Here is a 23314-nt window from a genome sequence, read left to right on the forward strand (position 1 = left end):
GTTTGCCCGTGCGAAACTTTCGGTCTGCTTGCTGACCGGGCCTGGCATTTGCCTTAGCCGTGATCGAGGCCTCTCAGGTAGGCGCAGAACATGTCGGCCATGGCGTCGGCGTAGGCTTCGATCTCCGCGGGGGTTCGGGGCAACTCCGAGAACTGCTTCCCCACCGTGCTGAGCGTCGTCATGACCAGGTCGCCGGCCAATTCGCGAGTCGCTTGCGCGGCGTTGGGCAACGCCTTCTGCATGAAGAGCTGGATGGTGCGGTCTCCGGACGCCCTTGCCGCCTGCGCCTCAGGCGCGTCGCGGTAAAGCGGTGCGGCGTCGTCGAGCGCCACACGCACCGCGGCCTCGTCACACTCCGAGCGGAGGAAGGCGTGGACCAAGGCGCGCAGCCGTTCAAATGGCGGTTTCCCGACATCCTCGAGGATGTCGCGCAGCAAATCGGTCGTCTGCCGCCATTCGTCGCTCTGGAGCCGGAACAGGATCGCCGCCTTGTTCGGAAAATACTGATACAGCGATCCGACACTGACACCGGCCTTCTCGGCCACCCGCGCCGTGGTGAAGCGCTGCGCGCCTTCCCTCGCCAAAACCTGAACAGCAGCCTGCAAAATCGCAGCAACGAGCTCTGCCGAGCGGGCCTGCTTGGGCTGTTTTCGCGAGGAAATCCGCGGACTGCGGTGATCGCTCATTGAGAGGCGCGCCAATGCGATTAGTAAATGCGAATGATTAGTCGTGTTTTGAGTGCCGCGCAAGAACGCATTCAATTCTGACTGGAGACCAACATGACTACACTGTCGACAACGCCGCTCGCGCCCCTGCTGGATCGCCTGTTCGAGGAAGCCGCTGCCGCAACGAGCCCTGCGGTGGCGGAGCTCTCCGCCGAAGATCGGATGCGCCTGGTTCGAAGCAAGACCGAATACCTCGATTTCTATGGGCGGCTAAAGGACCTCTGGCTTCCCGTTTCGCGAGAGACCGGCACGCTGCTCTACATGCTGGCACGGGGCAGCAGCGCAAGGACGATCGTTGAATTTGGAACCTCGTTCGGCATCTCGACCCTGCACCTTGCCGCAGCCTTGCGGGACAATGGCGGTGGCCGCCTCATCACCAGCGAGTTCGAGCCATCCAAGGTGGCGCGCGCCAGGAACAATCTGACGGCAGGCGGTCTCATCGACCTGGTGGAAATCCGAGAAGGAGATGCGGTGCAAACATTAAGCGTCGATCTTCCCGAAACCGTCGACCTGCTTCTGCTCGACGGCGCCAAAGCGCTCTATCCAGAGATCTTGAGTCTGGTCGAAAGCCGCCTCAGGCCGGGCGCCTTCGTCGTTGCCGACAACGCCGATCTTTGCCCCGAATACCTTGAGCGGGTGCGCTCGACCGGAGGCGGCTACATGTCCACGTCGTTCAGCGAGGATGTCGAGCTGTCGATGCGGCTTGGCTGAAGCACTGCCTGACCTACTGGTACGATCGTGCCCAAGATGGGCGGCGGCGGACAAAACTTTGCCCGGCGCCGCCCATCAATCGCCTCGCTCTTGCCTTCAAACAGCCGTCACGAACCTCCTATAGTGTGGTTCGTGGCGGGAACGGAAAGAAGGAGGCGAAACGATATGCAGCACGAACGCGAAATCGACGCCCTGCTCTCATCTGGCGAGGCCGGATCGATCATCGACCGGCTGATGGCGCTGCCGCACCCGAAGCAAGGTGCGCTGAGTGCGAACGAATGGGATCGCGCGGTCGCCAGCCGCTTCGAGACCCATCTTGCGAGACAAATGCGCTCGCAGATCGACGGCAACAGCGACCGCCTGGACGCTGCCTGATCTACCTTTGTCTATGCATGCCGTTGTCCCAAAACCGCTACGGACTTTTGGGCGACATGCATTATCCCTGACGCAACCTGACCGGCGCTTCGCCGAACGCTCTTGAAAACGCTCTGGAAAATGCCGCGGCGGACGAAAAGCCCGTTCGCCCGGCAATATCGGCCATAGCCACGCGCGTGTCGACCACCAGCCGGCGCGCGGCGCCGAGGCGCAGCCTGAGATAATAGGCGCCGGGCGTTTCGCCGATCGACTTGCGAAAGATACTTTCCAGCGTTCGTGCCGTCACCCCGGCGCGCTTGGCCACCGCGGCTATGGTCAGCGGCTGGTCGATATGCGCTTCCATCAGCCGGATGGCTTGCGCCAACCTGGGATCGTAGCCGTCGAGACGGCCGAGCGAGACCAGCGGCTGCGCGTCGGTCGCGGCGCGCGCCTGGTCGTAGATGAAGACGCTCGCGACATCGAGCGCCACGGCCATGCCGAGCCGCGTGCGAATCAGATGCAGCATCAGGTCGAAGGTCGGCGAGGCGCCGCCGGAGGTGAACACCGGGCCGTCGATGACGTAGCGATCGGGGCGCACGTCGACGCCGGGAAAGGCCGACGAGAAATCCTCCATGTCCTCCCAGTGGGTGGTGGCGCTGCGCCCTTCCAGCAAGCCCGCGCGCGCCACCAGCCACGTACCCGCCTCGACGCCGCCGCAGGCGCGTGCCGCGCGCGCCGCCCGGCGCAGTCCGGACAGCAGGGCCGATGTGGCATAGTTCTGCGTGCCGAATCCGGCGACGACGACCAGCATGTCGGTTGTGTCAGCCGCATCGAAGCGGCCGCTGACCGCCACCGGCAGGCCGCATGTGGTAACCGGCGCCTCGCCCGTCACCGAGACCAGCCTGAAATCGAACAGCGTCTCACCGGCAATGCGGTTTGCGGCGCGCAATGGATCGACGGCTGAGGCGACGCACATGATCGATGAGCCGGAGAATACCAGCAGCGTTACCTCGAGCGGCAAACGCTCGGCCTGAAAGATCGTCGGTTTTTCGTTTTTGGTCACACGATCTTCGTAAAACGCAAAACAGTTTCCGGCAAGTCAGGCATTCTTGCCCTACGTCCTATTGGGAGAGAGTCCGATGCCGTTAGCGATGAACCGTGAGGTCTTCATTACCTGTGCCGTGACCGGGTCCGGCAGTTCGCAGGATCGCAGCCCGCATGTGCCGCGTTCGCCCAAGCAGATCGCCGATTCGGCCATCGAGGCGGCAAAGGCAGGTGCGGCGATCGTCCACTGTCATGTGCGCGATCCCGAAACCGGCAAGCCCAGGCGCGACGTACACCTTTATCGTGAAGTAACGGAGCGCATCCGCGCGGCGGATGTCGATGTGGTTTTGAACCTGACCGCCGGCATGGGCGGCGACATGGTGTTCGGCCCGCCGGAAAACCCGCTGCCGCTGAACGAAAAAGCCACCGACATGGGCGGTGCCAGCAACCGCATGGAGCACGTCCGCCAGTGCTTGCCGGAAATCTGCACGCTCGACTGCGGCACGATGAATTTCGCCGAGGCCGACTATGTCATGACCAATACGCCCGGCATGCTGCGTGCCATGGGCGGCATGATGACGGCGCTCGGCGTCAAGCCGGAGATCGAGGCTTTTGACACCGGGCATCTGTGGTTCGCCAAGCAATTGGTCGAGGAAGAAGTGCTGAAGCCGGACGCCTTGGTGCAATTATGCATGGGTGTGCCGTGGGGGGCGCCGGACGACCTCAACACCTTCATGGCGATGGTCAACAATGTGCCGTCGACCTGGAACTGGTCGGCTTTTGCCATCGGCCGCAACCAGATGGCCTACGTCGCTGCCGCGGTGCTCGCCGGCGGCAATGTCCGCGTCGGGCTGGAGGACAATCTCTGGCTCGACAAGGGCGTGCTGGCGACCAATGCGCAATTGGTCGAGCGGGCGGTCAGCATCGTGTCGAATATGGGTGCCAGGGTCATCGGCCCGGACGAAGTCCGCAAGAAGCTCAACCTGACGAAGCGCGCACCGCTTTGAACAGGGAATCGGTTGGGAGGAGCCGCCGATGAAGACCGTGAAATTCACCGCCATGAAGGACGGCGACCGCGAGGATTACGCCTTCCTCACCGAGCACGAGATCGACTACGCGGCAAAGACCGGCGAACGGCTGCTCGATGCGCTCGTCCAGCTTGATGCGGGTCTCTCGGGCTACAAGATCACCCGGCTCGGCCATTCGCTGCAAGCGGCAACGCGGGCCTGGCGCGACGGCGCCGACACCGACTGGATTGCCTGCGCCTTGCTGCACGACATCGGCGACATCTACGCGCCCTATAATCATGACGAATATGCGGCGTCGATCCTGAAACCCTTCGTTCGCGAGCAATGCACCTGGGTGGTGGAAAAGCACGGCGACTTCCAGCGCCTCTATTACGCCCATCACCTCGGCGGCAATCCGCACGCCCGCGACCGTTTCGCCGGGCACATCTACTTCGACGATTGCGATGAGTTTTGCGAACGATGGGATCAGTCGAGCTTCGATCCCGACTACGAGACATTGCCGATCGATTTCTTCCGGCCCTTCGTGCTCGAAGTGTTCGCGCGCAAGGCCTATGACGCGTCCGTGATCCGTGCCGGCGAACGCGTCGCCCTCACCGACCCCGCAACAGCCAGCACAAGAACCGGAGCTTCCGCATGAGCATCATCAACAAGGCGGCAGCCATCGGCGGCGGCGTGATCGGCGCCGGTTGGGTCGCGCGGCTGCTGCTCAACGGCATCGACGTATCGATCTTCGATCCCGACCCCGAGGCATCACGCAAGGTCGGCGAGGTGATGAAGGGAGCGCGACGCGCCTACAAGCAGATGCTGCCCGGCGGCTTGCCGAAAGAGGGCAAGCTCACCTTCGCCAAGACGATCGCCGAGGCGGTGGCCGATGCCGATTTAATCCAGGAAAGCGTGCCGGAGCGGCTCGACCTGAAGCACCGCGTGCTGGCCGAAATCGACCTTTATGCGCCGGCCAACGCAATTGTCGGCTCCTCCACTTCCGGCATCAAGCCGACCGACATGCAGGTGGCGATGAAGAAGCATCCGGAGCGGCTGGTCGTCGGCCATCCGTTCAACCCCGTCTATCTGCTGCCGCTGGTCGAGATCGTCGGCGGCGAACAGACCTTTCCCGAGGCGATCGACGTCGCCAAGGAGATGTATGCCTCGATCGGCATGAAGCCGGTGGTGATCCGCAAGGAGATCGAAGCCTTCGTCGGCGACCGCCTGCTCGAAGCGGCATGGCGCGAGGCGCTGTGGCTGGTCAAGGACGGCATCTGCACGGTCGAGGAGCTCGACGACATCATGCGCTATGGCTTCGGCCTGCGCTGGGCGCAGATGGGCATGTTCCAGGTCTATCGCGTCGCCGGCGGCGAGGCCGGCATGCGGCACTTCATGGCGCAGTTCGGCCCGTGCCTGAAATGGCCCTGGACCAAGCTGATGGACGTGCCGGAGTTCAACGACGAGCTGGTCGAGCTGATCGCGACCCAGTCGGACGACCAGGCGCACGGTCTGTCGATCCGCGATCTCGAAAAGATCCGGGACGACAATCTGGTCGCCATCATGGAGGCACTGTCGAAGCAGAACAAAGGCAAAGGCTGGGGTGCCGGCGCCTTGCATAGGGACTACACCAGGCAGTTGGCCAAGCTTGCGGCAAAGAAGCCCAGCGCCTCCAGGGCGGCCGAAAAGGCCAAGGCTGAAAAGCCGAAGAAAAAGAAGAGAGGCTGAGACCATGGATTTTGGTCTTTCGGAGGAGCAGAAGCTCATCGTCGAGACGACGCGGGCCTTCGTCGAGAACGAGCTTTACCCGCATGAGCGCGAGGTTGAACGCACCGGCGTGCTGCGCCGCGAGCTGATCGAGGAGATCAAGGCCAAGGCGATCGAAGCCGGCCTCTATGCCGCCAACATGCCAACGGAAGTCGGCGGCGCCGGGCTCGATACAGTGACCTGGCTGCTCTATGAAAAGGAACTCGGCCGCGCCAATTACGCGCTGCACTGGACCTGCGTGGCGCGGCCTTCGAACATCCTTCTCGCCGGCACGCCGGAGCAGCGCGAAAAATATCTGTTTCCCTGCATTCGCGGCGAGAAATGGGATTGCCTGGCAATGACCGAGCCGGGCGCCGGCTCCGATCTGCGCGGCATGAAGGCAACCGCCGTGCAAGACGGCGACGACTGGGTGCTGAACGGCACCAAGCATTTCATCAGCCATGCGGACCTCGCCGATTTCGCCATCGTCTTCATGGCCTCGGGTGAGGAAGAGTCTTCGCGTGGAAAACGCAAGAAGATCACCGCCTTTTTCGTCGACAAGGGCACCAAGGGTTTCACCGTGCGCGACGGCTACCGCAACGTCTCACATCGCGGCTACACCAATGCCATCCTCGAATTCGACGATTGCCGGTTGCCGGCCAGTCAGGTTCTGGGCGAGGTCCACAAAGGCTTCGACGTCGCCAATTCATGGCTTGGCGCGACGCGCCTGCAGGTCGGCGCCACCTGCCTCGGCCGCGCCGAGCGGGCGCTTGGCCACGCCGTCGAATACGCCGCGCAGCGCCAGCAGTTCGGCCAGCCGATCGGCAAATTCCAGGGCGTGTCGTTCAAGCTCGCCGACATGGCGACCGAGCTGAAGGCCGCCGACCTGATGGTGTTCGAAGCCGGCTGGAAGTACGATCAGGGTACCGTCACCGACCAGGACATGGCCATGGCCAAGCTGAAGGCCACCGAGATGCTTGCCTTCGTCGCCGACGAGGCGATCCAGATCCATGGCGGCATGGGGCTGATGGACGACCTGCCACTGGAACGCATCTGGCGCGACGCCCGCGTCGAGCGCATCTGGGAAGGCACTTCGGAAATCCAGCGACACATCATCTCGCGCGCGCTGCTGCGCCCGTTCGGGGGCTAGAGCGTGACCCCAAAAAGTGAAATCCGGTCTTTGGAAAAGATCATGCTCAGACGAAAAGATGACAATGCACAGGCTTGAACGTCTTTTGCGGCCGAAATCGATCGCTGTCTTCGGTGGTGCGCAGGCGGCGGCCGTCGTCGCGCAATCGATCAAAATGGGCTTTGCCGGCGAGATCTGGCCGGTGCATCCGACCAAGGACGAGGTCGCCGGCCGCAAGGCCTATCGCTCGGTGGCCGAATTGCCCAGTGCGCCGGATGCCGCTTTCGTCGGCGTCAACCGGCACTTGACCATCGAAGTGGTCAAGGCGCTGGCGGAGCGCGGCGCCGGCGGTGCGGTCTGCTTCGCCGCCGGCTTTCTCGAAACCGAGGCCTATGACGAAGACGGCGAGCGGCTGCAGGCCGAACTGGTCGAGGCGGCCGGCCAAATGCCGATCATCGGGCCGAACTGCTATGGGCTGATCAATTACGCCGACGGCGCGCTTTTGTGGCCCGACCAGCATGGCGGCATCAGGCTGCCGGAAGGCGGTCGCGGCGTTGCCATCATCACCCAGTCGTCGAACATCGCCATCAACATGACGATGCAGAAACGCGGCCTGCCGATCGCCTTCCTGATGACCGCCGGCAACCAGGCGCAGACCGGGCTTTCCGAAATGGCGCTCGGCCTGATCGAGGACGACCGCGTCACCGCGCTCGGCCTGCATATCGAGGCCTTCGATTCGGTAGCCGGCTTCGAAAGGCTGGCGGCACGGGCACGCGAGCTGAAGAAGCCTGTTATCGCCATGAAGGTCGGCCGCTCCGAGCAGGCGCGGCAGGCGACCGTCTCGCATACCGCGTCGCTGGCCGGCTCGGACGCGGCGTCCGGCGCTTTCCTGAGGCGGCTCGGCATCGCCCGGATCGATTCAATTCCCGCCTTCATCGAGGCGCTCAAGCTATTGCACGTCACTGGCCCCCTGCCCGGCTACCGGCTGTCATCGATGAGCTGCTCGGGCGGCGAGGCGTCGGTCATGGCCGACAGCGCCGAAGGCCGCTGGGTGACGTTTCCGCCACTCACCCCCGAGCACCGCGCGCGGGTCAAATCGACGCTCGGGCCGCTGGTCGCGGTGGCCAACCCGCTCGACTATCACACCTTCATCTGGAACAACGAACCGGCGATGACCGCCGCCTTCACCGCCATGGTGTCTGGCGGCTTCGACCTCAATATGCTGGTGCTCGACTTTCCGCGTCCCGACCGCTGCTCGGACACGGACTGGTGGGCGACGCTGCGCGCCTTCGAATCGGCGCTGAAGACCAACAGCGCGCAGGGCGCGATCGTCTCCTCGTTGCCGGAAAACCTGCCCGAGGAATACACTGCCGGCCTGATGGCGCGGGGCATGGTGCCGCTGTTCGGCATTTCCGAGGCCATGGACGCCGCCCAGGCGGCAGCCTTCATCGGCTGGGCGTGGCGCGAGCCGCAGGCGCAGCCGATCGACACTTCCGCGTCCGGCGCGCCGGCCGGCGACCATGTCACGCCGGACGAGGCCGAGGCGAAGGCGCGGCTCATCGAGGCCGGGCTCCCCGTGCCGAAGGGCGAGCGCGCCGGCAATGCGGTCGAAGCTGTGATCTCCTCGATGGCGCTCGGCTTCCCGGTGGCGCTGAAGGCTCTTGGCGTCATCCACAAGTCCGAGCTCGACGCGGTCCGGCTCAACCTCAGGGATGCCGAATCGGTCAGCACCGCCGCCCATGATCTCGGCCCGCTCGGCACCGGCCTTTATGTCGAGCGCATGGTGCGCGACGGCGTCGCCGAGCTGCTGGTCGGCTTCACTCGCGACCCGATGTTCGGCGCGGTGATGACGCTCGGCACCGGCGGCGTGCTGGTCGAGCTGTTGCGCGACAGCGTCACACTGATGCTGCCGGCGACCCGTGATGACATCGAGGCCGCTTTGCGCGGGTTGAAGCTGTTCCCGCTGCTCGACGGTTATCGCGGTCGGCCGAAGGCCGATGTCGCAGCTGCAATCGATGCGATATCGGGCATTGCTGCTTTCGTGCAGCAAAATGCCGGCGAGATCGAGGAGCTCGACATCAATCCTCTGATCGTCTGCACCGAGAGCAAGGGCGCCTGGATCGCCGACGCGCTGCTGGTGCTGGGAGAGAACAAAAATGTCTGACGTCATCACCACCCGCCGCGAGGGCACGATCCTCGAAGTCATGCTCGACCGGCCCAAGGCCAATGCCATCGACCTGAAGACGTCGCGGCTGATGGGCGAGACGTTCAAGGGGTTTCGCGACGATCCCGACCTGCGCGTCGCCATCGTCAAGACCGCCGGCGACAAGTTTTTCAGCGCCGGCTGGGACCTTAAGGCAGCGGCTGGCGGCGATGCCGTCGACGGCGACTATGGCGTCGGTGGCTTCGGCGGGCTGCAGGAATTGCGCGACCTCAACAAGCCGGTGATCGCCTGCGTCAACGGCATGGCGGTCGGCGGCGGCTTCGAGCTGGCGCTGTCCTGCGACCTCATCTACGCGTCGGACCACTCCTCCTTCGCGCTGCCCGAAATCCGCGCCGGCACGCTGGCCGATGCGGCAACGATCAAGCTGCCGAAGCGCATCCCTTATCACGTCGCCATGGACCTTTTGTTCACGGGCCGCTGGATGGATGTCGCCGAGGCGCATCGCTGGGGCCTGGTCAACGAGGTGCTGCCCAAGGAAAGACTGGAGGACCGCGTCTGGGAGATCGCCCGGCTGCTCGCCAGCGGCCCGCCGCTGGTCTTCGCCGCGATCAAGGAAACGGCCCGGGTCGCAGAATCGCTGACCTTCCAGGATGCCATGAACCGGGTGACGCGCCGGCAACTGCCGACGGTTGACGCGCTCTACGGCTCGGAGGACAATCTCGAGGGTTTTCGCGCCTTTGCCGAAAAGCGCGATCCGGTGTGGAAGGGCAGATAGTGAGTGTCCCTGGAACGACGGCGTTCCGTCCCAGAGGAGGGTGTTCAGGCGGATTCGTCACTATCCGTTCCGTTCCCATGACTAACTACAAGAAACTCATCGACGCCGAGACCTGGGCGTTCATCGAGCGGACCAATTCGTATTATCCGCCGGATACGATCGACTACACGATCGCCGAGCAGCGCGCGATCTACGACCGGATGTGCCGCGAATTCTCTGCCGGCTATCCGGATGGCGTGACGGCTGAAACCACCGCCATTGCCGCGCCAGCGCACGACGTCCCGATCCGCATTTATCGCAGCGCGGCGCCGAACGCCTCTGCGATGGTGCTCTATGTCCATGGCGGCGGCTACATCCTCGGCGGGCTCGACAGCCACGACGATGTCTGCGCCGAGCTTTGCGCCCGCACCGGCTATGAGGTGGTCTCGGTCGACTACCGGCTGGCGCCGGAACATCTGCACCCGGCCGCCTTCGACGATGCGATGGGCGCCTTCGAATGGGCCACCGCCACTTACGAATGCCCCGTCCTGCTCTGCGGCGACAGCGCCGGCGGCAATCTCGCCTGTGCCGTCAGTCATGCGACGCGTGGCCACGTGACAAAGCCGGTCGACCAGGTGCTGATCTATCCTGGCCTTGGTGGCGATCGTTCACTCGGTTCCTATGTCACGCATGCCGAAGCGCCAATGCTGACGATGCGCGACCTGGAGTTCTATAAAAACATCCGGACTGGCGGAGTGGACGCTACAGGCGACATCACTTTGTCTCCGCTCGCCGACGCCGATTTCGCCTATCTGCCGCCTACCGTCGTGATCACCGCCGAATGCGACCCGTTGTCGTCGGACGGCGAAGCCTATCGCGACCGCGTCGTTGCCGCAGGCGGACGTGCCTGGTGGCTCGAGGAGCCGGGGCTGGTGCACGGCTATCTCAGAGCCAGGCACACGGCCGGCCGCGCCCGCTCGAGCTTTACCCGGATTGTCGATGCCGTGACGGTACTTGGGAAGGGCGAATGGATCTGGTGAGGGCTGTCCTCCTCACCGCGAAGGGCCTTTATCGGCCGCTATAGCTCTACTTGCGGCGGCGTCGGCCGGAGACCCGCCTCAACCAAGGTCCCAAATGAAAGGCGCTCATCAGCAGGTACATCGGGACCATGCCGCCCAGCGGCGACGCATCTTGCCCGGTCGAGCACATCATATCCGGCGCTCCGCCAAGAAACGTCAGCAGCGCCATGGTTGCGAAGGCCGGCGCGGCCGCAAAGGACAGCCAATCGGCTGCGCCAAGGCCGGCCGGGCTCGCATCGGCGGTGGATCCGCCTGCATGAATCTCGCTCATGGCCATAGTCCTGCATAACGAGCGGGATGCGTCGAATGAACGTGCATCCCGCTCCTCCAATTGTCCTAGCCGCATTTCCGCGACGCCAAACGTTCTATTCGGTGCGGTTCCGGAACGCGGCCTCTCCGGCGTCCGACACCTCGACCCACTTTTTGTCGGGAACGGTTTCGGCGCCATAATTGTCGTGCCAGTTCCACCACTTGTACGTCGGCGTCTGCGGATAGCCTTCGGGCGAATCCTCCCAAACCTCCTGGCGGCCGAGCGGCGACAGGTCGAGATAGCTCCATACGGTCCCCATCGCCTCGTCGCCGCGGTTGTTGATGAAGTAGGTACGGAACACGCGATCGCCATCGCGGATGAACACGTTATGGCCGTGCCACTCGTCAACGCCGAAATCGGCATCGAAGCTGTCGGTGATGGTGTACCAGGGCATCTTCCAGTCCATCCGCGCCTTCAGCCGCGCAATGTCGGCCTGCGGTGCGCGCGAGGCGTAGGCAAGCGTGGTGTCGCGGGCGTTCAGATGGGCAAGATTGCCGACCTGGTCTGCCCCCAGCGAGCAGCCGCGGCAAGCGTGATCGGGCCAGCCGAATACGCCGGGCTCGAAGAAAGCGCGGTAGACGATCAGCTGACGGCGGCCCTCGAACAGGTCGAGCAGGCTCACCTTTCCGTTGGGGCCCTCGAACGTATAGGCCTTCTCCACCGCCATCCACGGCATCCGCCGACGCTCGGCGGCCAAGGCGTCGCGAGCCCGGGTCACGGTTTTCTCCTTCACGAGCAACTGCTGGCGCGCGGCCTCCCACGCATCAGGCGAAACGACCGGTGGTGTCTTCATCGCGAGCCGCGTCGTCTGCTCGCCTGTGCCATTCTGATGTGCCGTCATTGTGCATCTCCCTTGCTGGTCTGTTGTCGCACCATTCCCGGCGCGACGTGTTGCTGATCGGTCATGAGCCAGGATAGGGGCGATAGCGGATTGGCGAGAGTGACAAGTGTGACGCGATTCCGACGGGTTCGCTGATCACGGCCAATTTCGCCGCCCCGTGACGCCTCTGCTCATTCGTGCCCGGACTGCTGAATGGGCCGTGCGCCAGCCAGGTAGCGATCATTGTCAAACGGTTCGGCCTGGTTGCTGTCCGGGCTCCACAGCTGCCGGTGGGTTCGTGTGAGATCGCCGAGATAGACATGCAGCGCACCGGATCGCGCGCTGCCCGTATTCGCAACCGCATGCACGGTATTTGACGCCATGTGCACGACGGCAGGCGCTGCGATGTCCTGCCTTTCGGGAACATCGAGTTCGCTGCCGGCAACGGGATAGATGAAGTTCGTCTCGCTGCCCTTGTAGATGCCGATCAAGGCATCCATCAGGTGGTTGTGGGGCGGGTACTGCAGGCCGGGCGACAACGTGATGTGATAGATCGTCAGGTTCGGGCTGGCATGCAAAAGAACCTCGTCGTCGTCTTCTTCGTGAGCGAGTGTTCCCGATGCGTGAAAACGGTTGATGTAATCGCCCAGGACCGTCCTTACCGCTTCGAGGGGATCTGGCCCCTTCGCGGCATTGACGATATCATCGGCAACAGCGTAGAGAGGCGAGTTGGCGGGTAAAGGCATATCAGTTATCCTCCCTGAGATGCTCAGATTTTCAACCTGAGGTGCTCACGCTAGCGAATGTCGATGCCAGCGTCAACCGGACAGCCAAACGGACAAAATATGAAAACGACGAAGTTGACCGCCGAACCGGCAAGGCCGGCCACGGTCGAGGCGACAGCACTGTCAGCCGCCGACGTCCTTCGCAGGGAACAGGCATATGAGCAGCTGAGGAACGACATCATTGCCTGCGTGCTGCGCCCCGGCGAAGCGCTGACCGAAAAACAGATCGGCGATCGATACCAGATCAAAAAGGCAACCATCCGCGCGGCGTTGGCCCGTCTGATGCAGGAAGGTCTGGTCAGGAGCGAGCCGCGCCGCGGCTACGTCGTTGCAACGCTCAGCCTGCGGGACGTCAACGAGATCTTCGATGTCCGCAGCTTGATCGAACCGGAAGTGTTCAGGGTGGCGGCATCGAACATTACCGAGCGCGGGCTGGAGGACATCGGGCTGGCAGCGAGAAAAGTGCTGAAGCCGGAGACGTTGCGTAGTCATGTTGCATTCCTGGCGGCGGATCGTGCGTTTCGTCTGGCCCTTGCGGGGCTCTCGGGAAATTTACGACTGGCGCATCTACTGGACCAGATACTCGACCAGTCGGCGCGGGTTCTCCACCTTGGGTTCAAATCCCGCGACTTCACCCAGTTGATCATCGCCCAGCAAAAGGAACTGGTTCTTGCCTGCGAGGCAGGCGACGTTTCCGGCATCGTCAAACTTGCCCGTTCGCAGTGCCTGTTTCTCAAGAAGCAGGTGCTCGAGGCTTTGCTTGCCGGTTCCAAGCTTCGGGACGTCAATTTGCAGCCCTTCGCCTAGAGCGGTTCTCCTGGAACCGGTAACCGGCTCTAACTATCTGTTTTGCCGCATTTATGCGGGCGCCGAATGATTCCATTTGGCTGCAAAATGCTCAGAGGGAAAGTTGGCCGTTCGGTGCGACCGCCACCTTGGCGCAACGGCGCCGGCGGGGCTTGTTCACCCCACCGAGGAAGATGCCGCCGAGCGACCAGAATGCCTGGCCGCCAAGCGACTGCTCCGGCTCCTGCTCGACGGCCTTTGCCGGCCGCAGTCAGTTCGGCGGCCGCGACAAAGCCGGCAAGGCCGGCGCCGACGATGATCACATCCGCATCGTCGGGCATCTATTTGGCCAAGATCTCGTCCAAAAAACCGGCCCGTTGCAGGATCACGGCCGGCCTAGACTGCCTCCCAGCCTTCCTTCTCGCCGGCGCGGAAGATGGCATCGATGACCTTCTGGTTGAGCACCGATTCTTCCAGGGTGAAGACACGATCCTTGCCACCCTGTGCCGCCCGCGCGAAGGCCTCGACTTCCAGCCGGTACTGTTGCGTGCCGGGAAAGCGGAAGACCTGCGCCTCGCTGTGGTTCTGGTTGTGCAGTTCGACACGGTGATGGTCGTAGAGTCCGGCATTAAACGGTGAGAACACCTCGATGAAGCCCTTCTCACCGTGAAAGACCATCACCTGGCGTGCCGCCATCTGTGTCGACAGGTAAAACGACAACTCGAAGTCGCCGAAATCGGCGCGGATCGAGGAATAGATGTCGGTGCCGAATGTCTTGTCGCGCTCGATCCTCGCCTGGACGCGCAGCGGCTCCTTGCCGGTCGAAAAGCGCGTCGATACCGTCGGATAGACGCCGATGTCGGGCAGCGCGCCGCCGCCGAGATCGAGCTTGTTGCGCATGTTGTTGGGGTCGACATTGTAGTAGGAGAACGCGCCCTGGACATGGCGCAGCCGGCCGATGGCGCCGTTGCCGATCAGCTCGCGCACCTTGATCCATTGCGGGTGGTAGACGACCATGAAGGCTTCGCAGACCAGCACCTTCCTGGCATCGCGCAGCTTGATCAGTGGCGGAATGTCCTTGGCGTCGAGAGCCAGTGGCTTTTCGACCAGAACATGCTTGCCGGCCTCGATCGCCTTGGCTGCCCATTCGACATGCTGCGAGGTCGGCAGCGGAATGTAGACGCCGTCGATGTCGCTGGAGGCGAGCAGTTCCTCATAGGAGCCGAAAGCATGGCGCGCCCCGAAGCGTTCGCCCAGCGCCCGAGCTTTCGACAGATCGCGGCTGGCGATCGCCGACAGCACGCCGTTCTCCGCCTCGACGATTGCCGGTAAAAGCTGCTCGCGGCCGATTTTGGCCGTCGACAAAACACCCCATCGGAACATCAGATTTCTCCTCTCGATTGCAGGCCTGGAGGTTTGCCTGAAATCGGCGGAAAAGCCAATGCGGGAGCATGGTTCCTCGCCCCACCAAGTGGGGAGAGGAACCCAGGTCCTGCAGCGACGGTGAAATCGCAGGGAGAACCGCTCAACCCCTTCTACCCGTCAGCGTCATGTCGAATTCGACGACGTTGGAATAAATCGGCGTGCCGACATCCATGCCATAGCGCGACCGCAACACCTTGCCTGTGACGTGGAACTTTATCGTGCCCGCCTTGAGGCTGCCGAGCTCGGCCGTGAACTTTTCCTGAAAGGTCTTGCCGCGCGCCGTCAGCCGGCCGGTGACAAGGGCCGACGTGTCGCCGGTGCGTTTGACGCTGGTCGAACGGAACTGGATCTCCGGATTGTTGGTCGCGTCGAAAACCGCGTCCGAGCGGAGAAAGGCATCGATGCGACTTTGGCCGGTACCGACGCTTTCGGGGAAGATGGTGAAATTGACCTGGGACCGGCCGACATCGCTGTTGTCGATAAGGATATTGCCCTTGAAGCGGGAGAAAGCACCGTCGAGCCCGCCGCCGCCGAGCTTGGCAATGGAGAAGTGGATGCTGGAACTCCCTGGGCTGATCGTGTAGCTGCCGGCCGCCTCGCCAAGGGCAACGGCGGCAAAAACAGGCATGGCAAAACAAGCGGCGGCTGCCGCAAATCCGAAGATGCGCGCGTACATGGAAATGGTCCTCTTGGCAGGCAACGCTTTCTTGCGTCCTCGCCCCATGAACGAATGAGCCGCCCGCTCTATTCCGTCTCGCGATGTGACGAAGCCGTGATCATGCGCGTCAGCACGGTATCCCTCAGCCAGAAATGATGACGCAGCGCAGCGGCGAGATGCAAAGCGACAAGACCGATGCCGGCATAAGCGAGATACCAGTGCGTCGCTGCCCAGAAGCTTTCTGCCATGTCCGATTCACCAAGCGGCAGATTGGGCATGACGAACAGATTGAACGGCACGCTCGGGATCTCCAGCACCGAGACCGAGACCAGCGCCCAGCCGGACAGCGGCAGAGCGAGCTGAAACGCATAAAGCGCGAGATGGACCAGCGGCGCCATCCGGCGCTCGAACGGGCCGACCGAGCGCGGCAGCGGCGGGGCCGGTCTGCCAAGGCGCCAGGCGATGCGCAGGATGACCAGTCCAAGCAGCAGGAAGCCGAAGGATTTATGCAGCTGGATCAGCTCGAAGGCGGTGCGCTGGCTGGACAGCCGCACCATGACGAGGCCGAGCACGAACTGGCCGATAAAGAGCGCCGCGATCAGCCAGTGAAGGATGATCGCCGTCCAGCCGTAGCCGGCCGTCTGGTTTTTGGGCAGTGCTGACATGGTCGGTGAACGAATGCCAGGTCGGCTTTCTTCCACCTCTCCCTTGTGGGGAGGGTTGGCTTATTCGCCGACCTTGAAAAAATCGACAACGGCCCTGAGCGCCGGCCGCATCTGGCGGCGGCTGGGGTAATAGACGAAGAAGCCGTCGAAGCGCGGGCACCAGTCCTCCAGCACGCGAACGAGCTTGCCGGCGGCGAGCGCGTCGCGGACATAATCCTCGAACACGAAGGCGAGCCCGGCGCCGTCGACCGCGGCGTTGGCAATCAGATGGTCCTCGTCGAGGATCAGCGGCCCTTGCACCGGTATCTCGATCTCCTCGCCGTTTTGCTCGAATTCCCAGCGGTAGAGAATGCCGCTGGAGAAGCGGAAGCGGATGCAGCGGTGAGCGGCGAGATCGCGCGGATGCTGCGGTTTTGGCATGGTCTCGAAGTAGGCTGGCGCGCCGACCACGGCGCCGCGAAGGTCTGGTCCGATGCGCACCGCGATCATGTCGCGCTGCAGGCTCTCGCCCAGTCGCACACCGGCATCGAAGCCGCCCTCGACGACGTCGGTGAAGCGGTCCTCGATGACGATCTCCAGCACGATGTCGGGATAGGCAGCCGCAAAGGCGCTGAGCCTCGGCGTCAGCGCCAGGTGGGCCGCGGTGCGCGGCACGGTCAGCCGGAGATTGCCGGCCGGCCGGTCGCGCGCCTCGATCGCCGATTCCAGCGCCAGGTCGATTTCCGACAGCGCCGGCCTGAGGCGCTCGAGCAGTTGCGCGCCCTCCTCGGTCGGTGCGACGCTGCGCGTGCTGCGCGCCAGAAGGCGCACGCCGAGGCGCGCTTCGAGGCTGGACACCGCGTGGCTGACCGCCGACGGCGCGATTGCCAGTTCCTTGGCGGCGCCGCGAAAACTGCCGCATCGGGCGACCATTGCCAGTACCGCGAGCTGTGAAAGATGGGTTCGCTTCATTGATCTATTTCTTGGAACAGCCCGTGCAATTGAGAGCCGATTATCGAACTCGGCGCAAGACGCTATCTCTGCGGCATCACAACCATCACAACAAGGAGACACGTGATGCAAACCCGCAAGCTTGGCAATGAACTTGACGTCTACCCGGTCGGCCTCGGCTGCATGGGGATGAGCTTTGCCTATGGTGGCCAGCCGGAGGCGGAGGCGATTGCCACGCTGCGCCATGCCGCCGAGATCGGGGTCAATTTCTTCGACACGGCCGAGGTCTATGGCCCTTTCGAGAACGAGATCCTGGTCGGCAAGGCGCTGAAGCCGGTGCGTGACAAGGTGACGATCGCAACCAAATTCGGCTTCAAAATCCTCGAAGAAGGCAGCGGCATGGAGCGCATGGCCGGTGTCGATAGCCGCCCGGAGCATGTCAAGGCCGTGGCCGAAGCGTCATTGAAGCGGTTGGATACGGAGGTGATCGATCTCTATTACCAGCACCGTGTCGACCCCAACGTGCCGATCGAGGATACGGTCGGCGCCATGGCCGAGCTGGTGCGCGAGGGCAAGGTGCGGGCGCTCGGCCTGTCGGAGGCGAGTGCGGCGACCATTCGTCGGGCGCATGCCGTGCATCCGATCGCCGCCGTGCAGAGCGAGTATTCACTGTGGAGCCGCGATCCGGAGGAAGGGGTGTTTGCTGTCTGCCGCGAGCTCGGCATCGGCTTTGTCCCCTATAGCCCGCTCGGCCGCGGCCTGCTCACCGGCACGATCGCCAAGCCCGATGTTCTCGGCGCCGACGACTGGCGCCGTGGGTTGCCGCGCTTCCAGGCCGACGCCATGGCGGCCAATGCGGCGGTCGTCGCCGTGCTGGAAAAGATGGCCGCCGGGAAGGGCGTGACGCCGGCGCAGCTGGCGCTCGCCTGGGTGCTGCATCAGGGCGACTTCATTGTGCCGATCCCTGGTGCGCGAAAAATGCGCCATCTGGAGCAGAATACGGCGGCAGCCGATATCGTGCTGAGCCAGGCCGAAGTGGCATCCATCGGCGACGCGCTGTCGCCGGAAAAGGTGGTCGGCAAGCGCTATACCGAGGAGCTGCTGGCCCTGGTTAACGGGTGAACGGCGATCGACGGCGTAATCGAAACGGGGCGTTTCGGCACCCCTTTTTGAGTGCCGCAGCGGTGCAAATAATTGCGAGAAATTGGCGCGAAACACTCCCCTCTGTCCTGCCGGACATCTCCCCCTCAAGGAGGGAAGTTGGACGTCACCTCGGCTTGGCCAATCACCGGCGCCGGAAGGGCGGGCAGGGCGATGGAACTGCCAATCTCCCTTCTTGCGGGAGATGCCCGGCAGGGCAGGTGCCTCGCGCCGACATTCTACCAAGGCACGACAGTAATCTCCGGCCAGCACTCCTGTGCCCGCCTGCCCTTCATCTCATGGGTCCGCTGATTATCCAGCACCCTATTCGGCGTGATGCGGAACGAAAAGATGTCGTCGAGCCCGAACGGTGCCACCAGATCGAGGCGCCCCTCGGCATCGAAGCGGACGCCGACGGCATGCGTCTTCGACGCAAAATAGCTGACCGATTCGCTAGCGCTCATATAACGCGGGCATTCCTGCCCGAACTTGCTCGGATACCACAGATGCACCCGCGCCTGATTGCGCACCTCGACCGGCAGCTTCAGCCCTTCGAAATGCTCCGCCGCACAACGAATGACCAAATCCTCGGCCTCGTAGGACAGATCGCTCTCATCGAAATAGAACAGGTCGACATCCCGGATGCCGTACCCCGAGGGCTTTCCGGTCAGATGATTCCAGACGCTGTTGTAGAGCGCGCCGGAGACGACCAGCCAGTCGGGGAGGTCAAGCGTGCGCACCCGCGACAGCGTCTCGCCGATCAGCGGATCGGACGAGACGATATCGAGAAAGACTGCACGCTGTTCCTCGAAGGGCAGCCCTGAATAGCGCAAATGGCCCATCGCCCTTTGGACGGCGATTCGCCAGGCGCTCGCAACCCCTCAGCCGCGCAGCACGCCGCCGGTCTGCTTGTGCACGTTCTCGACGATGCGCTTGGCCAGCGCCTCGAAATCCTCGTCGGTCAGCGTCTTTTCGACCGGCTGGATCGACACCTCGATGGCGATCGATTTCTTCGCCGCGCCGAGGGCTGCACCCTCGAAAACATCGAACACCGAGACGCCGGAAATCAGCTTCCTGTCTGCGGCAAGAGCGGCGCGAACGAGTGTGCCGGCTTCGACCGCCTTGTCGACGACGAAGGCGAAGTCGCGCTTGACCGCCTGGAAGGCGGACAGATCGAGCCTTGGCTTTGTCCGCGTCGGCTTGGCCTTAGGCTCAGGCACCGCATCAATGAATACTTCGAAGCCGCAGAGCGGGCCGGAGACGTCAAGCCCTTCCAGCGTCTTCGGGTGGAATTCGCCGAATGTGCCGAGCACGACCTTCGGCCCGAGCTTGATCGTGCCGGAGCGGCCCGGATGATACCAGGCCGGGCCGCCGGCCTCGATCTGCAGCCGCTCGACCGGCGCGCCGCAGGCTTCGAGTGCTGCGATCGCATCGGCCTTGGCATCGAAGACGCCGACGGCGCCGGCGTTGCCGGCCCAATGGCGGCCGGAGCCCTCGAGCTTGGCGGTGCCGCGCCGCACGCCGGCGGCAACGCGCCGCTGCTGGTCGGCGCCGTCGCCCTCGTAAGTGCCCGACACTTCGAACAGCGCGACATCGCCGATGCCCTTGTCGGCATTGCGCTGCGCTGCCGCGATCAGCCCCGGGAGCAGCGACGGCCGCATATCCGACATATCGGCCGCGATCGGGTTGGCAAGCTTTAGCGCCTGCTGGCCGCCGCCGAACAATTCGGCGTGTTTTGCCGGAATGAACGACCAGGTGACGGCCTCCATCATGCCGCGCACGGCAAGCGCCCGCTTGGCGGCGCGGGTGCGTATCTGCAGCACAGTCAGGATTTTGGCGTTGACCGCATCGTGGGAACCGAGCGGCTGCGGCGCGATATTGTCGACGCCGTGGATGCGCATGACCTCCTCGACCAGGTCGGCCTTGCCATCGACATCCGGCCGCCAGGACGGGACCGCGACATTGACGACATCGCCCGTGCCCTCCGGCCTGAAGCCGAGGCGGGCAAGAATGTCGAGGCTCGTCGAGCGCGGCACTTCGATGCCGGTCAGCCGCTTCACTTCCGACAAAGGGAACGAGACGATCTTCGGCCGATGGCCGGCATAGCCGACGACCTCGGTTTGCGCCGGCGTGCCGCCGCAGAAATCGAGCACCAGCTTCGTTGCAAGCTCCACGCCGGGAACCATCATTTCCGGGTCGACGCCACGCTCGAAGCGGTAGCGTGCATCGCTGATGATGCCAAGCGTGCGGCCGGTGCGGGCGGTGGCGATCGGGTCCCAAAGCGCCGACTCGATCAGCACGTCGGTGGTGTTCTCGTCACACCCGGAATGCTCGCCGCCCGTGATGCCGGCGATCGATTCGATGCCGTCCTGGTCTGCGATCACGCACATCTCAGGCGTCAGCGTGTATTCGCGGCCGTCGAGCGCCAGCACCTTTTCGCCGTCACGCGCCCGGCGCACGGTGAGATTGCCGGTGACCTTCCCAGCGTCAAAAACATGCAGCGGCCGACCGCGGTCGAAGGTGACGTAATTGGTGATATCGACGAGCGCGCTGATCGGCCTCAAGCCGATGGCGAGAAGCCTTTGCTGCAGCCATTTCGGCGACGGTCCGTTCTTGACGCCGCGGACCAGGCGCAGGGCAAAGCCGGGACAGAGCTCCGGGGCTTCGATCGTCACCTTGACCGGCGTCGCGCCTTTGCCGGGGATCGGCTCTATCGGCGCGCTCTTCAGCGTACCGAGCCCGCTCGCCGCCAGATCGCGGGCGATGCCATGGACACTGGTGGCGTCCGGCCGGTTCGGCGTCAGATTGATCTCGATCAGCGGATCGTCGAGATGGGCATAGGCGGCGAAACTGGTGCCGACCGGCGCATCGGCCGGCAGGTCGATGATGCCGTCATGCTCTTCGGATAATTCGAGCTCACGTTCGGAGCACATCATGCCGTGGCTTTCAACGCCACGGATCTTGCCGACGGTCAGCGTCACGTCGATGCCGGGGATATAGGTGCCCGGTGCTGCAAAGGCGCCGATCAGGCCGGCGCGGGCGTTCGGCGCTCCACACACGACCTGCACCGGTGGCTTGCCGTCGCCGGTGTCGACGGTCAGCACGCGAAGCCGGTCGGCATCTGGGTGCTGCACCGCCGTCACCACCTTGGCGATGACGAAGGGGGCCAGGCTCGCCCGGTCGTCGACATGCTCGACCTCGAGGCCGATCGAGGTGAGACGCTCGACGATTTCCGCCAGCGAGGCGTCGGTCTCGAGATGATCCTTGAGCCAGGAGAGGGTGAGTTTCATGACTGTGTTCCGTCTGGTCTTTGCCGGCTGACTGGTCTTTCCAGGCTGACTGGTCTGGGCACATCGCACTTGAAGCTATGCGGCCGCGCGTCCGACATGTGCAGGAAGGCGAGCTGTCCGCGGATTTGCTGCAGCCCGCTCATCACGCGCTCAAGCCCCCGAACAGCGTTGGCATGTCGAGCGGCCTAAAACCGTAATGCGAAAGCCAGCGGACATCGGCGTCGAAGAAGGCGCGCAGATCCGGCATGCCGTATTTCAGCATGGCGATGCGGTCGATGCCCATGCCCCAGGCGAAGCCCTGGTATTCGTCAGGATCGAGGCCACCGTAACGGAGCACATTGGGGTGCACCATGCCGCAGCCGAGGATCTCCATCCAGTCGGAGCCTTCGCCGAAGCGCACCTCGCCCGGCCGCGAACGATCGCACTGGATGTCGACCTCGAGGCTGGGCTCGGTAAACGGGAAGAAAGACGGCCGGAAGCGCATCTTCACGCTCGGCACCTCGAAGAAGGCCTTGCAGAACTCCTCTAGCACCCACTTCATGTTGGCGACATTGGCCGATTTGTCGATCACCAGCCCCTCGACCTGATGGAACATCGGCGAGTGGGTGGCATCGGAATCCTGCCGGTAGGTCTTGCCAGGAATGACGATGCGGATTGGCGGCTTCTGCATCTCCATGGTGCGGATCTGCACCGGCGAGGTGTGGGTGCGCAAAAGCTTGCGTTCGCCCTGCGCGTCCGGCTGGAAGAAGAAGGTGTCGTGCATCTCGCGCGCCGGGTGGCCTTCCGGGAAGTTCAGCGAGGTGAAGTTGTAATAGTCGGTCTCGATGTCGGGACCTTCGGCGATGGCAAAGCCGAGATCGCCGAAGATCGCCGCGATCTCGTCGATAACCTGGCTGATCGGATGGATGCGGCCGCGCTCGGCCGGCGATTGCCTGACCGGCAGCGTCACGTCGACCTTCTCGGCGGCGAGACGCGCCATAATCGCCGCGTCCTTCAGCTCGGCGCGGCGAACAGAAAGCGCCTCGGTGAGGCGGTTCTTGAGGCCGTTGACCGCCGGGCCCTTGACCTGGCGCTCCTCGGCGCTCATCGAGCCGAGCGTCTTCAGCATCTCGGAAACCGAGCCCTTCTTGCCGAGGGCCGAGACACGCACCGCCTCGATCGCCTGCTCGTCGGCGGCCGAGGCGATCTCGGCCATCAGGGAATGTTCGAGAGTTTCCATGTCACTCATGTTCCAGATCCGATTGGAAGCAAAGAAAAACCCGCGCCAGCCCTGCCAGCGCGGGTTTCCCAAATCAAGTGTCGAATAGCTTGGGAAGCGCTGGTCTTAAGCGACAGCGCTTTCAAAAGCATTCGGCGTGGTGTTCTTAAGATATTCGAGCGCGACCTTGGCCTTGGCCACGAGTGCGGCGAAGGCCTGCGGCTCGTGGATGGCCATGTCCGACAGGATCTTGCGGTCGATCTCGATGCCAGCCTTGTTGAGACCGTCGATGAAGCGGCCGTAGGTCAGGCCATGCTCATGCGTCGCCGCATTGATGCGCTGGATCCACAGCGCGCGGAACGAACGCTTGCGATTCTTGCGGTCGCGATAGGCGTACTGCAGCGACTTTTCCACCGCCTGCTTGGCGATGCGAATGGTGTTCTTGCGGCGGCCGTAAAAACCCTTGGCGGCTTTCAGGACCTTCTTGTGCTTGGCGTGCGAGGTGACGCCTCTCTTTACGCGTGCCATGTCATGATCTCCTTAAAAGCAATTCCAGGAAAAGTGCCTAGCGGTTTTCCGTTCGGAATTGCGTAA

24 protein-coding genes and 1 pseudogene are annotated in these 23314 nt (G+C 63.5%); 11 read left to right on the forward strand and 14 right to left on the reverse strand.

Features of this window, described 5'->3' with window-relative positions; translation table 11 throughout:
- Positions 1-53: 53 nt before the first annotated feature.
- A complete protein-coding gene (locus NKH80_RS13265; RefSeq protein ID WP_352505930.1) occupies positions 54-686 on the reverse strand; it encodes a TetR/AcrR family transcriptional regulator in 633 nt (210 codons plus the stop codon).
- 93 nt (positions 687-779) lie between these two features.
- Between NKH80_RS13265 and NKH80_RS13270 the strand changes: the two genes are divergently transcribed.
- Positions 780-1436, forward strand: a complete 657-nt coding sequence (locus NKH80_RS13270; protein WP_352505932.1) for an O-methyltransferase — start codon at positions 780-782, stop codon at positions 1434-1436.
- 165 nt (positions 1437-1601) lie between these two features.
- A complete protein-coding gene (locus NKH80_RS13275; RefSeq protein WP_352505933.1) occupies positions 1602-1811 on the forward strand; it encodes a hypothetical protein in 210 nt (69 codons plus the stop codon).
- A 61-nt stretch (positions 1812-1872) separates the two neighbouring features.
- Here NKH80_RS13275 and NKH80_RS13280 read toward each other — a convergent pair whose 3' ends face one another.
- Positions 1873-2853: a GlxA family transcriptional regulator gene (locus tag NKH80_RS13280; protein ID WP_352505934.1), complete on the reverse strand. Its 981-nt coding sequence runs from the start codon at positions 2851-2853 to the stop codon at positions 1873-1875.
- Between the two features lie 76 nt (positions 2854-2929).
- Here NKH80_RS13280 and bcoG point away from each other — a divergent pair, with 76 nt between their 5' ends.
- The 7 genes from bcoG (at position 2930) to NKH80_RS13315 (ending at position 10674) form a co-directional block, all read left to right on the forward strand.
- Positions 2930-3841 carry a 3-dehydrocarnitine:acetyl-CoA trimethylamine transferase BcoG gene (gene bcoG, locus NKH80_RS13285; protein WP_352505935.1) on the forward strand — a complete coding sequence of 304 codons (912 nt, stop codon included), beginning with the start codon at positions 2930-2932 and terminating at the stop codon, positions 3839-3841.
- Positions 3842-3869: 28 nt separating this feature from the next.
- Positions 3870-4499 (forward strand): HD domain-containing protein, encoded by a 630-nt coding sequence (locus NKH80_RS13290; RefSeq protein WP_352505936.1) that lies wholly within the window; start codon positions 3870-3872, stop codon positions 4497-4499.
- Positions 4496-5569, forward strand: a complete 1074-nt coding sequence (locus NKH80_RS13295; protein WP_352505937.1) for a 3-hydroxyacyl-CoA dehydrogenase NAD-binding domain-containing protein — start codon at positions 4496-4498, stop codon at positions 5567-5569. The genes NKH80_RS13290 and NKH80_RS13295 overlap by 4 nt, the downstream gene beginning before the upstream one ends.
- A gap of 4 nt (positions 5570-5573) precedes the next feature.
- Positions 5574-6737, forward strand: a complete 1164-nt coding sequence (locus NKH80_RS13300) for an acyl-CoA dehydrogenase family protein (RefSeq protein ID WP_352505938.1) — start codon at positions 5574-5576, stop codon at positions 6735-6737.
- A gap of 64 nt (positions 6738-6801) precedes the next feature.
- Positions 6802-8880, forward strand: a complete 2079-nt coding sequence (locus tag NKH80_RS13305; protein WP_352505939.1) for an acetate--CoA ligase family protein — start codon at positions 6802-6804, stop codon at positions 8878-8880.
- Positions 8873-9655, forward strand: a complete 783-nt coding sequence (locus tag NKH80_RS13310; RefSeq protein ID WP_352505940.1) for a carnitinyl-CoA dehydratase — start codon at positions 8873-8875, stop codon at positions 9653-9655. The genes NKH80_RS13305 and NKH80_RS13310 overlap by 8 nt, the downstream gene beginning before the upstream one ends.
- A gap of 77 nt (positions 9656-9732) precedes the next feature.
- A complete protein-coding gene (locus tag NKH80_RS13315; RefSeq protein ID WP_352991912.1) occupies positions 9733-10674 on the forward strand; it encodes an alpha/beta hydrolase in 942 nt (313 codons plus the stop codon).
- 46 nt (positions 10675-10720) lie between these two features.
- On the opposite strand, the gene NKH80_RS13320 is transcribed toward NKH80_RS13315, so the two are convergent.
- The 3 genes from NKH80_RS13320 to NKH80_RS13330 form a co-directional block, all read right to left on the reverse strand.
- Positions 10721-10984 carry a hypothetical protein gene (locus NKH80_RS13320; RefSeq protein WP_352505942.1) on the reverse strand — a complete coding sequence of 88 codons (264 nt, stop codon included), beginning with the start codon at positions 10982-10984 and terminating at the stop codon, positions 10721-10723.
- Between the two features lie 94 nt (positions 10985-11078).
- Complete coding sequence (locus NKH80_RS13325; protein WP_352480219.1) at positions 11079-11864, reverse strand: DUF899 domain-containing protein; 786 nt, start codon at positions 11862-11864, stop codon at positions 11079-11081.
- Between the two features lie 170 nt (positions 11865-12034).
- Complete coding sequence (locus tag NKH80_RS13330; protein WP_352505944.1) at positions 12035-12589, reverse strand: autotransporter; 555 nt, start codon at positions 12587-12589, stop codon at positions 12035-12037.
- Between the two features lie 99 nt (positions 12590-12688).
- Between NKH80_RS13330 and NKH80_RS13335 the strand changes: the two genes are divergently transcribed.
- On the forward strand, positions 12689-13435 hold the full coding sequence (locus NKH80_RS13335; RefSeq protein WP_352686559.1) for a GntR family transcriptional regulator: 747 nt from the start codon (positions 12689-12691) through the stop codon (positions 13433-13435).
- A gap of 136 nt (positions 13436-13571) precedes the next feature.
- Here NKH80_RS13335 and NKH80_RS13340 read toward each other — a convergent pair.
- The 5 genes and pseudogenes from NKH80_RS13340 to NKH80_RS13360 all read right to left on the reverse strand — a co-directional run.
- Positions 13572-13755, reverse strand: a pseudogene (locus tag NKH80_RS13340) (FAD-binding protein); the annotation flags it as partial.
- 55 nt (positions 13756-13810) lie between these two features.
- Positions 13811-14797: a Gfo/Idh/MocA family protein gene (locus NKH80_RS13345; RefSeq protein WP_352686556.1), complete on the reverse strand. Its 987-nt coding sequence runs from the start codon at positions 14795-14797 to the stop codon at positions 13811-13813.
- A 142-nt stretch (positions 14798-14939) separates the two neighbouring features.
- A complete protein-coding gene (locus NKH80_RS13350) occupies positions 14940-15515 on the reverse strand; it encodes a YceI family protein (RefSeq protein ID WP_352686553.1) in 576 nt (191 codons plus the stop codon).
- A 68-nt stretch (positions 15516-15583) separates the two neighbouring features.
- On the reverse strand, positions 15584-16162 hold the full coding sequence (locus NKH80_RS13355) for a cytochrome b (protein WP_352991914.1): 579 nt from the start codon (positions 16160-16162) through the stop codon (positions 15584-15586).
- Positions 16163-16222: 60 nt separating this feature from the next.
- Positions 16223-17113 carry a LysR family transcriptional regulator gene (locus NKH80_RS13360; RefSeq protein ID WP_352991916.1) on the reverse strand — a complete coding sequence of 297 codons (891 nt, stop codon included), beginning with the start codon at positions 17111-17113 and terminating at the stop codon, positions 16223-16225.
- 105 nt (positions 17114-17218) lie between these two features.
- Between NKH80_RS13360 and NKH80_RS13365 the strand changes: the two genes are divergently transcribed.
- The gene (locus NKH80_RS13365) at positions 17219-18214 is read left to right on the forward strand and encodes an aldo/keto reductase (RefSeq protein WP_352769738.1); all 996 of its coding nucleotides are present in this window, start codon (positions 17219-17221) and stop codon (positions 18212-18214) included.
- Between the two features lie 257 nt (positions 18215-18471).
- Here the strand turns inward: NKH80_RS13365 and NKH80_RS13370 are convergent, their stop codons facing one another.
- From NKH80_RS13370 to rplT, 4 genes are all read right to left on the reverse strand, one after another.
- Entirely contained in the window at positions 18472-19074 is a 603-nt protein-coding gene (locus NKH80_RS13370) for a nucleotidyltransferase family protein (RefSeq protein WP_352736793.1), read from the reverse strand.
- Between the two features lie 39 nt (positions 19075-19113).
- Complete coding sequence (gene pheT / locus NKH80_RS13375) at positions 19114-21522, reverse strand: phenylalanine--tRNA ligase subunit beta (protein WP_352991919.1); 2409 nt, start codon at positions 21520-21522, stop codon at positions 19114-19116.
- Between the two features lie 142 nt (positions 21523-21664).
- Positions 21665-22750 carry a phenylalanine--tRNA ligase subunit alpha gene (pheS, locus tag NKH80_RS13380; RefSeq protein ID WP_352991921.1) on the reverse strand — a complete coding sequence of 362 codons (1086 nt, stop codon included), beginning with the start codon at positions 22748-22750 and terminating at the stop codon, positions 21665-21667.
- A 96-nt stretch (positions 22751-22846) separates the two neighbouring features.
- Positions 22847-23248 (reverse strand): 50S ribosomal protein L20, encoded by a 402-nt coding sequence (gene rplT, locus NKH80_RS13385; protein WP_006201247.1) that lies wholly within the window; start codon positions 23246-23248, stop codon positions 22847-22849.
- Positions 23249-23314 lie beyond the last annotated feature (66 nt).

The organism is Mesorhizobium sp. M0904 (assembly GCF_040319475.1).
Taxonomy (GTDB): domain Bacteria; phylum Pseudomonadota; class Alphaproteobacteria; order Rhizobiales; family Rhizobiaceae; genus Mesorhizobium.